We start from the raw sequence: 13,762 nt of genomic DNA, 5'->3' as shown, positions 1-13,762 counted from the left end.
CCATGCTCCTCGTGCTGATCGGCGCGCCCGCGGCCGGAAAGTCTCGGATCGGCAAGAAGGTCGCCCGCACGTTGGGCGTGCCGTTCATCGACACCGATACAGAGATCGTGCGCCAGCACGGTGCGATCTCCGAGCTGTTCGCCGCCCACGGCGAAGCCCACTTCAGAACGCTCGAGCGCATCGCCGTCGAACACGCGCTCACGAAGACAGGCGTCGTGGCCTTCGGCGGGGGAGCGGTGCTCGATCCGAGAACTCAGGCGGACATCGCGGCGCTGCCCGTGGTGCTGCTGACCGTCGAGGCCTCGGCTGTCGCGGCGCGGCTGGCGAACGGCAAGCGGCCTCTCATCTCGTCGATCGAATCGTGGCAGGCACTCGTCGACTCGCGGCGTGAGCTCTACGAATCCCTCGCCGACTTCTCGATAGACACCTCTCGCCGCCCGACCGACGTCATCGCGACCGATATCGCCCGGTGGGCGCGCGAATACAGAACCCAGAAGGACACCCCATGACCGACAGCACCCCCGTCACCCGGATCTCCGTCTCGGGCACCGACCCGTACGACGTCGTGATCGGGCGAGGGCAGACGCACGACCTCGCGGAGTTCCTCGGCCAGGGTGTTCGAAAAGTCTTGATCGTGCACGCCCCCACGCTGGCGGCGAAGGCCGCCGCGATGCGAGAGAGTCTGCTCGATCGCTACGAGGTGCTTCTCGCCGAGGTGCCGGATGCCGAGCAGGCCAAACGCGTGGAGGTCGCGGCGTTCTGCTGGCAGGTCATGGGCCAGTCGGACTTCACGCGTTCCGATGCCGTCATCGGCTTCGGCGGGGGAGCGATCACCGATCTCGCCGGCTTCGTCGCGGCGACCTGGCTGCGCGGTGTGCGGCTCGTGCAGGTACCGACCTCCGTTCTCGGCCTCGTCGACGCCGCCGTCGGGGGAAAGAACGGGATCAACACGGCCGAGGGAAAGAATCTCGTCGGCACGTTCTACGCGCCGAGCACCGTCGTGGGAGACCTCGACACGTTCGACACCCTTCCGCGCAACGAGATCCTCGCTGGATTTGCCGAGATCGTGAAGGCCGGGTTCATCTCGGAGCCGGAGATCCTCGACATCATCGAGGCCGACGTCGACCGCGCCACCGACCCGTCGACCCCCGAGTTCAGGCGGGTCGTCGAACTCTCTATCGCCATGAAGGCCCGCGTGGTCGGTGAAGACTTCACCGAGCAGGGCCTCCGCGAGATCTTGAACTACGGGCACACGCTGGGGCACGCGATCGAGCACGCCGAGCGCTATCAATGGCGGCACGGCGCCGCGATCTCCGTGGGCATGGTCTTCGCCGCGGAGCTGGGGCGTCTCACCGGAGCGCTGTCGGACGAGGTCGTCGAGCGCCACCGACGCATCCTGACCTCGTTGACCCTGCCGGTCAGCTACCCGGTCGGTCGGTGGCAGACCCTGCTCGCGACCATGCAGCGCGACAAGAAGGCCCGGGCAGGAATGCTGCGGTTCATCGTTCTCGACGATCTCGCGAAACCGTCCGTTCTCGCCGGCCCGGAGACGGCGCTTCTCTTCGCGGCCTACCAGGAGATCGGCTCCTGACGCGGGCTGTGCAGGAGAGGACGCCCCTCCTGGGGAGAAGCCCAGACCGCGACGCGTGAAAGGCGAGAGGGTGTCTGCATGACGACTCCCTCCTCGACACCTGACCCCGACGCGATCATCGCGACCGACGCCGATGCGCGCGAGCTGCTCTCGACACTGCTCGGCCCCGCGCTCAGACGCCAGCTCTGGGCGTTCCTGCTGGCCTCGAACGGACGCCAATTGCCTATCGTGATTCCGATCGACGGCATTCCGGCCAGTCCGAGCGACGAAGAGTTGCGTTCGATCGTGTCGAGTCTCGGGCAGGTGCTCGACGAGTACGGCCCGGGCGGCAGCATCCTCTTCGCCCTCGAGCGGCCGGGTGACGAGACGCCCCACGGGTTCGACGAGTTGTGGGCCGACGGCCTGCATTCCGCGGCCGAGGACGAAGCGGTCGACGTGTTCGCGATCTATCTCGTACACGACGATGGGCTCCGCATGATGAAGGCGCGGCTGTCTGCTCGTCGCTAGAGTTAGGCGTCATGACCACTGTGCTCGTCTTGAACGGACCAAACCTCTCGCGTCTCGGCAGCAGGGAGCCCGACGTCTACGGATCACAGGATCTCGAGGCCCTTCGCACCGTGCTCACGGAGGATGCGGCCGATCGGGCAACCATCGAGTTGCGCCAAACCGATGACGAGGCCGAACTCATCCACTGGCTCCACGAGGCGGTCGACTCTTCGACGCCGGTGATCCTCAATCCCGCCGCCTTCACGCACTACAGCTATGGACTGCGCGACGCCGCCGCGTTGGTGACGAAAGCGGGCATTCCTCTCATCGAGGTGCATATCTCGAACCCCCATGCCAGGGAGACGTTCCGTCACACGAGCGTCATCTCCGGCGTCGCGACCGGCGTCATCGCGGGCTTCGGATTCGATTCCTACAGGCTGGCGCTGAAGGCTGTCATCGGCTTCAACTAGGCCGCGAGCCGGCAGACGGTACACTCACTGAGGGCCATTTTCCGCGCCTCACACAATTCTTCACTCGAACGGAACAGTTTTTCCATGGCTTCAACCAGCGACATCAGAAACGGCGCCGTCCTCAAGATCGACGGCCAGCTCTGGGCGGTCATCGACTTCCAGCACGTCAAGCCTGGTAAGGGCGGCGCGTTCGTGCGCACCAAGATGAAGAACGTACTCACCGGCAAGGTCGTCGACAAGACGTTCAACGCGGGGGCGAAGATCGAGACGGCCAATGTCGACCGTCGCGACTTCCAGTACCTGTACAAAGACGGCAACGACTTCGTCTTCATGGACACCGCAGACTATGACCAGCTCACCGTAACGGCTGCCGTCGTCGGCGACGCGGCCAACTTCATGCTCGAGAACCAGGCCGTCACGGTCGCGCTCAACGAGGGTCTCCCGCTCTACGTCGAACTGCCCGCGAGCGTCACGCTCGAGATCACCTACACCGAGCCCGGTCTCCAGGGAGACCGTTCGACGGGTGGCACCAAGCCCGCCACCGTCGAGACCGGCTACCAGATCCAGGTTCCGCTGTTCCTCGAGCAGGGCACCCGCGTCAAGGTCGACACGCGCACGGGGGACTACCTCGGCCGCGTGAACGACTGACCCGGAGCGGTAACGACATGAGTGCACGCACCAAAGCTCGCAAGCGCGCCCTCGACGTGCTCTACGTCGCCGATGTCCGGCAGATCTCGATCAACGAGGCCCTCGCCGCCGAGGCCACCCGGGCGCTGAGTGAACCCGCCCGTGAGGCATCGTGGCTCTACGCCCGCGAGATCATCGACGGGGTCGTCGACCACGGCGATGAGATCGACGAACTCATCGAGACCTACGCCCAGGGGTGGACGCTCGCGCGGATGCCGATCATCGACCGCGCTCTCCTGCGCATCGGCATCTGGGAGGTCCTCTTCAACGACGACGTTCCCGACGGCGTGGCCATCAACGAGGCCGTCGACGCGGCCAAGCTGCTCAGTACCGACGACTCGGGCAGCTTCCTGAACGGAATCCTGGGGCGCGTGCAGCAGTCCAAAGGCTGAGCGCTGGCCGTGACGTGGGGGCATCCAGCCGGTCGCGAAGGACGCGGCTGATATGCTCATCGGCGAAACAGACATCCTTTAACCATCCGTCCTGTGAGACGGGGAAGGAGGTCAGGCTCGTGGCTCGAATAGTGCTGCAGGACTCTGACATCACCCGAGCGTTGACTCGGATCTCGCACGAGATCCTCGAGTCCAATCGGGGGGCCGACGACCTCGTGATCCTCGGGATCCCGACCCGCGGAGTGATCCTCGCCGATCGGATCGGCGCGCAGATCCGCCAGATCGAGACCGGAGCTCCGGCAGATCTCGTGGGCTCTCTCGACGTCACGATGTATCGCGACGATCTCGCGCATCACCCGACCCGGGCGCCGCAGCCCACCCGCGTTCCCGCAGGGGGGATCGACGGCAAGACGGTCGTGCTCGTCGACGACGTCTTGTACTCCGGACGCACCATCCGCGCCGCGCTCGACGCCATCGGAGACCTCGGCCGACCCCGCGCCGTGCGTCTCGCGGTGCTCGTCGACCGCGGTCATCGCGAACTTCCCATCAGAGCCGACTTCGTGGGCAAGAATCTGCCCAGCTCCACCGACGAGCGCATCAACGTCCGTCTCGCGGAGATCGACGGCAGCGAAGAGGTCAGCATCGACCTCGCGACAGGAGCCGGCGCATGAGGCACCTGCTCTCGACTCGAGACCTGCTCCGGGATGACGCCATCGGCCTGCTCGACATCGCAGAAGACATGAGCGAGGTGCAGAACCGCGAGGTCAAGAAGCTTCCCACTCTGCGCGGCAAGACGGTCGTGAACCTCTTCTTCGAGGACTCCACCCGCACCCGCACCTCGTTCGAGGTGGCAGCGAAGCGCCTCTCGGCAGACGTCATCAACTTCTCGGCCAAGGGGTCGAGCGTGTCGAAAGGCGAGAGCCTGAAAGACACGGCACAGACCCTCGCCGCGATGGGAGCCGACGGCGTCGTCATCCGACACTCCGCATCCGGCGCCCCGCAGGTGCTCGCTCAGAGCGGCTGGATCGATGCCGGCGTGGTCAACGCGGGCGACGGCACCCACGAGCATCCGACCCAGGCTCTGCTCGACGCATTCACGATGAGGCGGCGCATCCACGGCGACGCCGCGCGCGGTCGCGACCTCGACGGCGTGAGCGTGATGATCGTCGGCGACGTTCTGCACTCCCGGGTAGCGCGTTCCAACCTCTGGCTGCTCGAGACCCTCGGAGCCCACGTCACCTTCGTGGCGCCGGCCACTCTGGTTCCCGTCGGAGCGTCGACGTGGCCGGCGGACATCCGGTACGACCTCGACGCGGCCCTCGCGGAGGTGCGGCCGGACGTCGTGATGATGCTGCGCATCCAGCAGGAGCGCATGAACGCCGCATTCTTTCCCACGACCCGCGAATACGCGCGGCAGTGGGGCCTCGACGACGAGCGTCTGCTGGCCCTGCGCCCCGATAGCATTGTGATGCACCCCGGCCCCATGAACCGTGGACTCGAGATCTCGTCTCGGGCAGCCGACTCGGCACAGTCCACCGTCATCGAGCAGGTGGCCAACGGGGTGTCGATCCGCATGGCCGTGTTGTATTCATTGCTGTCCGGCGACCGGGAGGCCAGATCATGACAACGACCCTGATCAGTGGGGCGACACTGCCCGACGGAACCACGACCGATCTTCTGATCGCAGACGGCGTGATCGCCGAGCGCGGGGCCGGGCTCACCGCGCCCGCCGGCGCGCGCGTTCTGGAGGCCGCGGGCCTGGTCGCGCTCCCGGGTCTCGTCGATCTGCACACACACCTTCGCGAGCCCGGATTCGAACAGAGCGAGACCGTGCTGTCGGGAACGCGGGCCGCGGCGGCGGGCGGCTTCACTGCCGTGTTCGCCATGGCCAACACGATGCCCGTCTCAGACACCGCCGGGGTCGTCGAGCAGGTGCAGGCTCTGGGAGACGCAGCGGGGTACGCCACGGTGCGCCCCATCGGCGCCGTCACCGTCGGTCTCGCGGGGGAGCGACTCTCGGAGATCGGTGCGATGGCGAACTCCCGCGCCGGCGTGAGGGTGTTCTCCGACGACGGCAAGTGCGTTCACGACTCGCTGCTGATGCGACGCGCCCTCGAGTATGTGAAGACCTTCGACGGCGTCGTGGCCCAGCACGCCCAGGATCCGCGGCTGACCGAGAACGCGCAGATGAACGAGGGCGCTCTCTCGAGCGAGCTCGGACTCAAGGGCTGGCCGGCCGTCGCCGAGGAGTCGATCATCGCCCGCGATGTACTGCTCGCCGAGCACGTCGGAGCGCGTCTGCACATCTGCCACCTGTCGACGGCAGGCTCGGTCGACGTGGTGCGCTGGGCCAAGGCCCGCGGCATCGAGGTCACGGCGGAGGTCACGCCGCATCACCTCCTGCTCACCGAGGAACTGATCCGCAGCTACGACGCGCGCTACAAGGTGAACCCACCGCTTCGCCGCGACGACGACGTACGTGCGCTCCGCGAGGGTCTGGTCGACGGCACGATCGACATCGTGGCCACCGACCACGCGCCGCATCCAGAGGAGTCGAAGGACTGCGAGTGGGACCACGCGTCGTTCGGCATGGTGGGCCTCGAGTCCGCGCTGTCCGTCGTGCAGGCCGCGATGGTCGACACCGGCCTCTTCGACTGGGCGGATGTCGCTCGCGTGTTCTCGCACACACCGGCCGCGATCGGCCGGCTCGAGGGTCACAGCCACTCGTTCGAGATCGGTGCGAGTGCCAACCTCGTGTTGATCGACCCTGCCTCGTCGAGCACCTTCTCGATAGACAGACTCGCGGGCAAGAGCCACAACTCGCCGTACCTCGGAATGACCCTTCCCGGATCGGTGCGGCACACCTTCCACCGCGGATACCCGACGGTGCTCGACGGCGTCGTCGTGGAAGCATCCGAGGTCGCCGCCGCAGCCCTCGCGGGGGTGTCCCGTGGATAGGATCCTGCCCGGTTCGATCATCATCGTCGGAGTCATCGGACTCCTGATCCTCATGGTGCTCGGGTGGCGCGCCCGCGGCCGCCGCCAGTCGGCCCTCTCGACCGCGGCCGTTCCCACCGACGAGTTGCTCGGCGAGCTGCGTGTCGCCGTCACCGGTCTCTACGTCTCGACCACGACCGCCGGGGCGCCCCTCGACAGAGTCACGCTGGCCGGCCTCGGTTTCCGGGGCCGCGCAGCAGTGTCCGTCTTCGACGCCGGGGTCGTCATCGCCGTGACCGGCGAGCCGCAGATCTTCGTCGCGGCCGATCGCATCCGCTCGGTCGGCACCTCGACCTGGACGATCGACAGGGTGGTGGAAGAGGGCGGCCTCGTCCGCCTCGACTGGACCCTCGAATCCGCATCTGCCATGCCGTCCGCCGATGTCGAGAGCTTCTTCCGCATCGAGAATCCCCAACAGAGTTCCCGCCTCATCGAGGCGATCACCGCACTCGCGCCGTCGAACGGCCCCGCCAACCCCCACCAGGAAGGATCCCTCGCGTGATCTCAACAGAACCCGCCGTCCTCGTACTCGAAGACGGCAAGCGCTACGCAGGTCGCGCCTACGGCGCCCGCGGACGCACCCTGGGAGAGGCCGTCTTCGCCACCGGCATGACCGGATACCAGGAGACCCTCAGCGATCCGTCGTACGCCGGCCAGATCGTTCTGCAGACCGCGCCGCACATCGGCAACACGGGCACGAACGATGACGACCTCGAATCCGCGAAGATCTGGGTCGCGGGGTACGTGGTGCGCGATCCCTCTCGCATGGTCTCGAACTTCCGCGCCACCCGCAGCCTCGACGACGACCTCGTCTCCGGCGGCATCGTCGGCATCTCCGGGGTCGACACTCGGGCTATCACTCGCCACCTCCGCTCACTCGGCGCCATGCGCGCCGGAATCTTCTCTGGCGACGACTTCGAGCTGAGCGATTCGGAACAGCTCGCCATCGTGCGCGACGCCGAGGACATGGCCGGTCGCAACCTCTCGAAAGAGGTGTCGACCCCTGAGCGGTACACGATCGACGCGGTGGGGGAGCGCATCGGAAGCGTCGCCGTCCTCGACCTCGGCGTGAAGACCTCGACGTTGCGCTATCTCGCTCAGCGCGGCTTCGATGTCGTCGTCCTGCCCGAGTCGGTGACGACAGAGGAGGTCGTGGCCCTCGAGCCGAGTGCCCTCTTCTACTCGAACGGACCCGGCGACCCGGAGGCATCCGAACGCCACGTGCAGCTGCTGCGCGACGTTCTCGCCGAGAAGATCCCGTACTTCGGCATCTGCTTCGGAAACCAGCTCCTCGGGCGTGCCCTCGGCTTCGGCACCTACAAGCTGCCCTTCGGTCACCGCGGAATCAATCAGCCCGTGCTCGACAAGACCACCGGCAGGGTCGAGATCACCAGCCAGAACCATGGCTTCGCCGTGGATGCGCCGCGCGAGGGCGTCGTCGACAGCCCGGCCGGCTTCGGCCGTGTCGAGGTCAGCCACCTCAGCCTGAACGACAACGTGGTGGAGGGCATCCGCTGCCTCGACATCGACGCGTTCAGCGTGCAGTACCACCCCGAGGCGGCTGCAGGTCCGCACGACTCCATGTACCTCTTCGATCGCTTCCGCGACATGGTGCTCGCGATCGACAAGGGCGAGCCGCAGACAGAGATCCACTCCATCATCGACGGGAAGAACCAGTAATGCCTCGCAGGGAAGACATCAAGAGCGTCCTGGTCATCGGCTCCGGGCCGATCGTCATCGGCCAGGCGTGCGAGTTCGACTACTCCGGAACCCAGGCGTGCCGCGTCCTCCGCGAGGAGGGCGTGCGCGTCATCCTGGTGAACTCGAATCCGGCCACGATCATGACCGACCCGGACTTCGCCGATGCGACCTACATCGAGCCCATCACCTGGCAGGTCATCGAGACCATCATCGCCAAAGAGAAGCCCGACGCCATCCTGCCCACGCTGGGTGGCCAGACCGCGCTGAACGCGGCCATCGATCTGCACAAGCACGGCATCCTCGAGAAGTACGACGTCGAGCTCATCGGCGCGTCGTTCGAGGCGATCAACAAGGGCGAGGATCGGCAGATCTTCAAGCAGCTGGTCCTGGATGCCGGCGCCGACGTCGCGCGCTCCCACATCGCGCACACGGTCGAGGAGGCCGTGGAATTCGCCCTCGACCTCGGCTATCCCCTGGTCGTGCGCCCCTCCTTCACCATGGGCGGGCTGGGATCCGGATTCGCCTACACCGAGACGGAGCTGCGCCGGATCGTCGGCGACGGTCTGCACCAGAGCCCCACCACGGAGGTGCTGCTCGAGGAGTCGATCCTCGGCTGGAAGGAATACGAGCTCGAGCTCATGCGCGACACGGCAGACAACACGGTCGTGGTGTGCTCGATCGAGAACGTCGACCCGGTCGGTGTGCACACCGGCGACTCGATCACGGTGGCGCCGGCGCTCACGCTGACCGACCGCGAGTACCAGAACATGCGCAACATCGGAATCGACATCATCAGGGCCGTCGGCGTCGACACGGGCGGCTGCAACATCCAGTTCGCCATCGACCCCGCGAACGGTCGGGTCATCGTCATCGAGATGAACCCCCGCGTCTCCCGCTCGAGCGCCCTCGCGTCCAAGGCCACCGGCTTCCCCATCGCCAAGATCGCCGCCAAACTGGCGATCGGGTACCACCTCGACGAGATCCCGAACGACATCACCAAGGTGACGCCCGCGTCGTTCGAGCCGACGCTCGACTACGTGGTCGTCAAGGTTCCCCGTTTCGCCTTCGAGAAGTTCCCCGCCGCCGACACGACGCTGACCACGACCATGAAGTCGGTCGGCGAGGCGATGGCCATCGGCCGCAACTACACGCAGGCCCTGCAGAAGGCTCTGCGGTCGCTCGAGAAGCGCGGCTCGTCGTTCCACTGGGAGCCGCTCGACGCATCCAAAGACGAGCTTCTGGCCCTGGCCAGCGTGCCCACCGACGGCCGTATCGTCACCGTGCAGCAGGCGCTTCGCGCCGGTGCGACGGCCGAGGAGGCCTTCGAGGCCACGAAGATCGACCCCTGGTTCATCGACCAGATCGTGCTCATCAACGAGGTGGCCGAGGCCATCGCCTCCAGTGAGAACGCCGACACGAACATGTTCCTCCTCGCGAAGGAGCACGGATTCTCCGACGCCCAGATCGCCGCCCTCCGCGGCTTCGGCGAGAAGGAGGTGCGCGAGGTCCGCCATATCCTCGGCGTGCGTCCCGTGTTCAAGACGGTCGACACGTGCGCGGGGGAGTTCCCTGCGCTCACGCCGTATCACTACTCGAGCTACGACCAAGAGACGGAGGTCGAGCCCTCCGAACGCCGCAAGGTCGTCATCCTGGGTTCGGGCCCGAACCGCATCGGCCAGGGAGTCGAGTTCGACTACTCCTGCGTGCACGCGTCGTTCGCCCTCTCCGACGCGGGCTTCGAGACGATCATGATCAACTGCAACCCCGAGACCGTGTCGACCGACTACGACACGAGCGACCGACTGTACTTCGAGCCGCTCACGCTCGAAGACGTGCTCGAGGTCATCCACGCCGAGAGTCAGTCCGGCGAACTCGTCGGCGTCGTGGTGCAGTTGGGCGGCCAGACCGCCCTCGGCCTCGCGAAGGGGCTGAAGGCGGCGGGAGTCCCGATCCTCGGCACCACGCCCGAGGCCATCGACCTCGCAGAAGAACGCGGACTCTTCTCGAAGATCCTCGACGATGCCAACCTCCTCGCCCCGAAAAACGGAACGGCGAGCGACTTCACCGGCGCCGTCACCATCGCCGAAGACATCGGATACCCGGTTCTCGTGCGCCCGTCCTACGTGCTGGGCGGCAGAGGCATGGAGATCGTCTACGACTCTCCCTCGCTCGAGGACTACTTCTCGCGCATGGCCGGTCAGGGAATCATCGATCCGAGCCACCCGCTGCTCGTCGACCGGTTCCTCGACGACGCGATCGAGATCGATGTCGACGCGCTCTACGACGGCCACGAGCTCTACGTCGGCGGCATCATGGAGCACATCGAGGAGGCGGGCATCCACTCCGGCGACTCGAGCTGCACGCTGCCCCCGGTCACCCTCGGCCGAGAGGTGATCGATCGCGTGCGCATCGCGACGCTCGCCATCGCCCAGGGCATCGGTGTGCAGGGCCTGCTCAACGTGCAGTTCGCCATCGGTCAGGGCATCCTCTACGTTCTGGAGGCCAACCCGCGCGCGTCGCGCACCGTGCCGTTCGTCGCGAAGGCTCTGGGAATCCCGCTCGCCAAGGCAGCGTCGCGCATCATGGTGGGTTCGACGATCGCCGAGCTGAAGGCCGAGGGCATGCTGCCCGTCGTCGACGGCTCGATCGTGCCCATGGACTCGCCGATCGCCGTGAAGGAGGCCGTGCTCCCGTTCAAGCGCTTCCGCACGAAAGACGGGCTGATCGTCGACTCGCTGCTCGGCCCGGAGATGCGCTCGACGGGCGAGGTCATGGGCATCGACCGCGACTTCCCCCGAGCGTTCGCCAAGAGCCAGGAAGCGGCGTACGGCGGCCTGCCGACATCGGGCACGGTCTTCGTCTCGGTCTCCGATCGCGACAAGCGTGCCATCGTGCTGCCCGTGCTCCGACTGCTCGAGCTGGGCTTCGACATCCTCGCGACGGCGGGAACCGCCGAGGTCCTCAACCGCAATGGCATCACCGCCCGCATCGTGCGCAAGTACAGCGAGGGAGCCTCGACCGATGGCGATGAGCCGACGGTGGTCGATCTCATCAACCGCAACGAGGTCGACATCGTCGTGAACACCCCCAGCGGGTCGAGCGCGCGAGCCGACGGATACGAGATCCGGGCGGCGGCCGTGGCGGCCGACAAGCCCCTGTTCACGACCATCGCCCAGCTGGGTGCGGCGGTCGCATCGTTCGAGGCGACCCGGGAGGGCTTCGACGTGTCGAGCCTGCAGGAATACGCCATCGCCAGGGCCGGTCGCCTGTGACCCGCACGTTCGGCCAGCGTCTGCACGAGAGCATCGACCAGCTCGGTCCGCTGTGCGTGGGCATCGATCCCCACGGTTTCCTCCTGGATGCCTGGGGTCTGCCCCGCACGGCGGCCGGCCTGCGCGAGTTCGGGCTGAGGGTGATCGATGCCGCGAGCGGCACGATCGGAATCGTCAAGCCGCAGGTCGCCTTCTTCGAGGTGTTCGGTTCGGCCGGATTCTCTGCACTCGAAGAGGTGCTGGCGGCTGCACGTGCCGCCGGGCTGATCGTGATCGCCGATGCGAAGCGCGGCGACATCGGGTCGAGCGTCGAGGCATACGGCGACGCCTGGCTCACGCCGGGCTCTCCGCTCGAAGCCGACGCCGTCACCCTGGCGGCGTACACGGGAACGGGCGCACTCGCCGGAGTCTTCGATCTCGCTGAGCGTCACGGCAAGGGCGCGTTCGTGCTCGCCGCCACCTCGAATCCGGAGTCGCAGACGCTGCAGACCGCGACGGTGACCGGGGGAGAACGAGCGGGTCTCAGCGTCGCCGGTCTCGTCGCAGCCGAGATAGACGAGTGGAACCGCTCACACGAATCCCGTGGCGACGGCGAGGGCCCCGAACTCGGTAGCATCGGAGTCGTGCTCGGTGCGACCAAGAACCTTCTCGACTACGGCGTCGACGCGCTCTCGCTCGGCGAGGCGACTCCGCTGATGCCCGTTCTCGCACCGGGTTTCGGGCACCAGGGCGCTCGCTTCGACGACATCCGCTCGATCTACGGGCCCCTCTCGGCCGGCACCGTCGTGAGCACATCGAGGGCCGCCCTCGCCGCCGGGCCCTCCGCCCTCAGAGACACGCTCGCCGATCAGTCGACCCAACTAGCCGGAGCCCTGTCATGACCGTTCCCGACGTCGATCGTGCGGCCGGATCCCGGGCGGCCATCGCCGCTCGACGTGCCCGCGCAGCCATCAAGAAGGCGGTGACCGAGCAGCGCCGCAGCGCGACCGGTGTTCTCGACCGCGCCGCGAAGCATCCAGACAGCCTCGAGGCCGGCATGCGCGTCACGGAGCTGCTTCAGGGAATCCCTGGACTCGGCCGCGTTCGGATCGAGCGGGTCATCGAGCGACTGTCGATCTCACCCAGCAAGCGTCTGGGTGGCCTCGGCGCGCTTCAGCGTGATCGTCTGCGGGCCTACCTCGAGAAACGCGCGCCCTTCTCCGGCGATGAGAACGCGTCGCGACTGGTCGTGCTCGCCGGTCCCACGGCCGTCGGCAAAGGCACTGTCTCGACATGGATCCGGGAGAACGTGCCGGGCGTGCTGCTCTCGGTCTCGGCCACGACCAGGGCCCCAAGACCGGGGGAGATCGACGGCGTCAGCTACTACTTCGTCGACGACGCCGAGTTCGATCGCATGATCGCTGCCGGCGAGTTCCTCGAATGGGCCGTCGTGCACAACTCCTCGCGCTACGGCACCCCGCGCGCACCGATCGACGAGGCGCTGGCACAGGGCAAGAGCGTGCTGCTCGAGATCGACATCCAGGGTGCACGTCAGGTACGCGAGGCTATGCCCGAGGCCCGACTCGTGTTCCTGTTGCCTCCGAGCTGGGGAGAACTCGTGCGACGGCTCACCGGCCGCGGTACGGAGACGGCCGAGGAGCAGGAGCGTCGATTGGCGACGGCCGAGGTCGAATTGGCCGCGCAGAACGAGTTCGACTACCTGATCGTCAACAACGATGTCGAGACAGCCGCACGCGACGTCGTGGAGCTCATGAAGTGAATCCGAGAGATTAGCGGCTTATTCGAGGTAGACTTGTCTACTTGTGCACGGTGAACCCCGCACGATCACCGCACGATCTTTTCTCAATCCGGCCGGCGAGGCCACTCAAGGAGTATCACCATGGTCAACAGGGCTCAGGGCATCATCGATCCCCCCATCGACGAACTGCTGTCGAAGGTTGAATCCAAGTACGCGCTCGTGATCTTCGCATCGAAGCGCGCCCGACAGATCAACGACTACTACGCCGACCTGCACGAGGGAAGCCTCTTCGACAACGTCGGACCGCTGGTCGACTCGACGATCGACGACAAGCCCCTCTCGGTCGCGATGCACGAGATCAACGAGGACAAGCTCACGGTCAAGCCGATCGCGGCAACCGAATAGCAGCAGCGAATGCAGGTCCGTTC

The 13,762-nt window shown here is 66.6% G+C and carries 15 protein-coding genes; all 15 read left to right on the top strand.

Annotated elements, in window-relative coordinates; genetic code table 11:
* The first annotated feature begins 2 nt into the window (after positions 1-2).
* Entirely contained in the window at positions 3-509 is a 507-nt protein-coding gene (locus tag ASF79_RS07020) for a shikimate kinase (RefSeq protein ID WP_055853411.1), read from the top strand.
* Positions 506-1,591, top strand: coding sequence for a 3-dehydroquinate synthase (gene aroB / locus ASF79_RS07015; RefSeq protein ID WP_055853408.1), 1,086 nt, complete (start codon positions 506-508; stop codon positions 1,589-1,591). The genes ASF79_RS07020 and aroB overlap by 4 nt, the downstream gene beginning before the upstream one ends.
* Before the next feature lie 78 nt (positions 1,592-1,669).
* Positions 1,670-2,098, top strand: coding sequence for a hypothetical protein (locus tag ASF79_RS07010; RefSeq protein ID WP_055781286.1), 429 nt, complete (start codon positions 1,670-1,672; stop codon positions 2,096-2,098).
* 11 nt (positions 2,099-2,109) lie between these two features.
* Positions 2,110-2,547 carry a type II 3-dehydroquinate dehydratase gene (locus ASF79_RS07005; protein WP_055853406.1) on the top strand — a complete coding sequence of 146 codons (438 nt, stop codon included), beginning with the start codon at positions 2,110-2,112 and terminating at the stop codon, positions 2,545-2,547.
* Positions 2,548-2,631: 84 nt separating this feature from the next.
* A complete protein-coding gene (gene efp, locus ASF79_RS07000) occupies positions 2,632-3,195 on the top strand; it encodes an elongation factor P (RefSeq protein ID WP_055781292.1) in 564 nt (187 codons plus the stop codon).
* A gap of 17 nt (positions 3,196-3,212) precedes the next feature.
* A complete protein-coding gene (nusB, locus tag ASF79_RS06995; protein WP_044438391.1) occupies positions 3,213-3,626 on the top strand; it encodes a transcription antitermination factor NusB in 414 nt (137 codons plus the stop codon).
* A gap of 119 nt (positions 3,627-3,745) precedes the next feature.
* A complete protein-coding gene (pyrR, locus tag ASF79_RS06990) occupies positions 3,746-4,297 on the top strand; it encodes a bifunctional pyr operon transcriptional regulator/uracil phosphoribosyltransferase PyrR (protein ID WP_055853404.1) in 552 nt (183 codons plus the stop codon).
* Positions 4,294-5,250, top strand: coding sequence for an aspartate carbamoyltransferase catalytic subunit (locus ASF79_RS06985; RefSeq protein WP_055853402.1), 957 nt, complete (start codon positions 4,294-4,296; stop codon positions 5,248-5,250). Before pyrR ends, ASF79_RS06985 begins: the two co-directional genes overlap by 4 nt.
* The gene (locus tag ASF79_RS06980) at positions 5,247-6,584 is read left to right on the top strand and encodes a dihydroorotase (protein ID WP_055853400.1); all 1,338 of its coding nucleotides are present in this window, start codon (positions 5,247-5,249) and stop codon (positions 6,582-6,584) included. The genes ASF79_RS06985 and ASF79_RS06980 overlap by 4 nt, the downstream gene beginning before the upstream one ends.
* A complete protein-coding gene (locus tag ASF79_RS06975; RefSeq protein WP_055853398.1) occupies positions 6,577-7,125 on the top strand; it encodes a PH-like domain-containing protein in 549 nt (182 codons plus the stop codon). The genes ASF79_RS06980 and ASF79_RS06975 overlap by 8 nt, the downstream gene beginning before the upstream one ends.
* Positions 7,122-8,303 (top strand): glutamine-hydrolyzing carbamoyl-phosphate synthase small subunit, encoded by a 1,182-nt coding sequence (gene carA, locus ASF79_RS06970; RefSeq protein WP_082466282.1) that lies wholly within the window; start codon positions 7,122-7,124, stop codon positions 8,301-8,303. The genes ASF79_RS06975 and carA overlap by 4 nt, the downstream gene beginning before the upstream one ends.
* Positions 8,303-11,596, top strand: a complete 3,294-nt coding sequence (gene carB / locus ASF79_RS06965; protein ID WP_055853395.1) for a carbamoyl-phosphate synthase large subunit — start codon at positions 8,303-8,305, stop codon at positions 11,594-11,596. Before carA ends, carB begins: the two co-directional genes overlap by 1 nt.
* A complete protein-coding gene (gene pyrF, locus ASF79_RS06960) occupies positions 11,593-12,477 on the top strand; it encodes an orotidine-5'-phosphate decarboxylase (RefSeq protein ID WP_055853393.1) in 885 nt (294 codons plus the stop codon). Before carB ends, pyrF begins: the two co-directional genes overlap by 4 nt.
* Positions 12,474-13,355, top strand: a complete 882-nt coding sequence (gene gmk, locus ASF79_RS06955) for a guanylate kinase (RefSeq protein ID WP_055853390.1) — start codon at positions 12,474-12,476, stop codon at positions 13,353-13,355. The genes pyrF and gmk overlap by 4 nt, the downstream gene beginning before the upstream one ends.
* Before the next feature lie 120 nt (positions 13,356-13,475).
* Complete coding sequence (rpoZ, locus tag ASF79_RS06950; protein ID WP_044438377.1) at positions 13,476-13,739, top strand: DNA-directed RNA polymerase subunit omega; 264 nt, start codon at positions 13,476-13,478, stop codon at positions 13,737-13,739.
* Positions 13,740-13,762 lie beyond the last annotated feature (23 nt).

The sequence above is a fragment of the Agreia sp. Leaf335 genome (assembly GCF_001423605.1).
Lineage (GTDB): Bacteria > Actinomycetota > Actinomycetes > Actinomycetales > Microbacteriaceae > Agreia.
The sequence above is the reverse complement of the archived record's forward strand: the minus strand, read 5'-3'. Positions and strand labels throughout refer to the sequence as shown.

Bases quoted from the DNA above. Each gene is read 5' to 3' on its own strand.
- ASF79_RS07020 (WP_055853411.1), top strand. From the start codon at position 3: ATGCTCCTCGTGCTGATCGGCGCGCCCGCGGCCGGAAAGTCTCGGATC.
- rpoZ (WP_044438377.1), top strand. From the start codon at position 13,476: ATGGTCAACAGGGCTCAGGGCATCATCGATCCCCCCATCGACGAACTG.
- nusB (WP_044438391.1), top strand. From the start codon at position 3,213: ATGAGTGCACGCACCAAAGCTCGCAAGCGCGCCCTCGACGTGCTCTAC.
- ASF79_RS06985 (WP_055853402.1), top strand. From the start codon at position 4,294: ATGAGGCACCTGCTCTCGACTCGAGACCTGCTCCGGGATGACGCCATC.
- gmk (WP_055853390.1), top strand. From the start codon at position 12,474: ATGACCGTTCCCGACGTCGATCGTGCGGCCGGATCCCGGGCGGCCATC.
- ASF79_RS07010 (WP_055781286.1), top strand. From the start codon at position 1,670: ATGACGACTCCCTCCTCGACACCTGACCCCGACGCGATCATCGCGACC.
- aroB (WP_055853408.1), top strand. From the start codon at position 506: ATGACCGACAGCACCCCCGTCACCCGGATCTCCGTCTCGGGCACCGAC.
- ASF79_RS06980 (WP_055853400.1), top strand. From the start codon at position 5,247: ATGACAACGACCCTGATCAGTGGGGCGACACTGCCCGACGGAACCACG.
- efp (WP_055781292.1), top strand. From the start codon at position 2,632: ATGGCTTCAACCAGCGACATCAGAAACGGCGCCGTCCTCAAGATCGAC.
- ASF79_RS07005 (WP_055853406.1), top strand. From the start codon at position 2,110: ATGACCACTGTGCTCGTCTTGAACGGACCAAACCTCTCGCGTCTCGGC.
- carB (WP_055853395.1), top strand. From the start codon at position 8,303: ATGCCTCGCAGGGAAGACATCAAGAGCGTCCTGGTCATCGGCTCCGGG.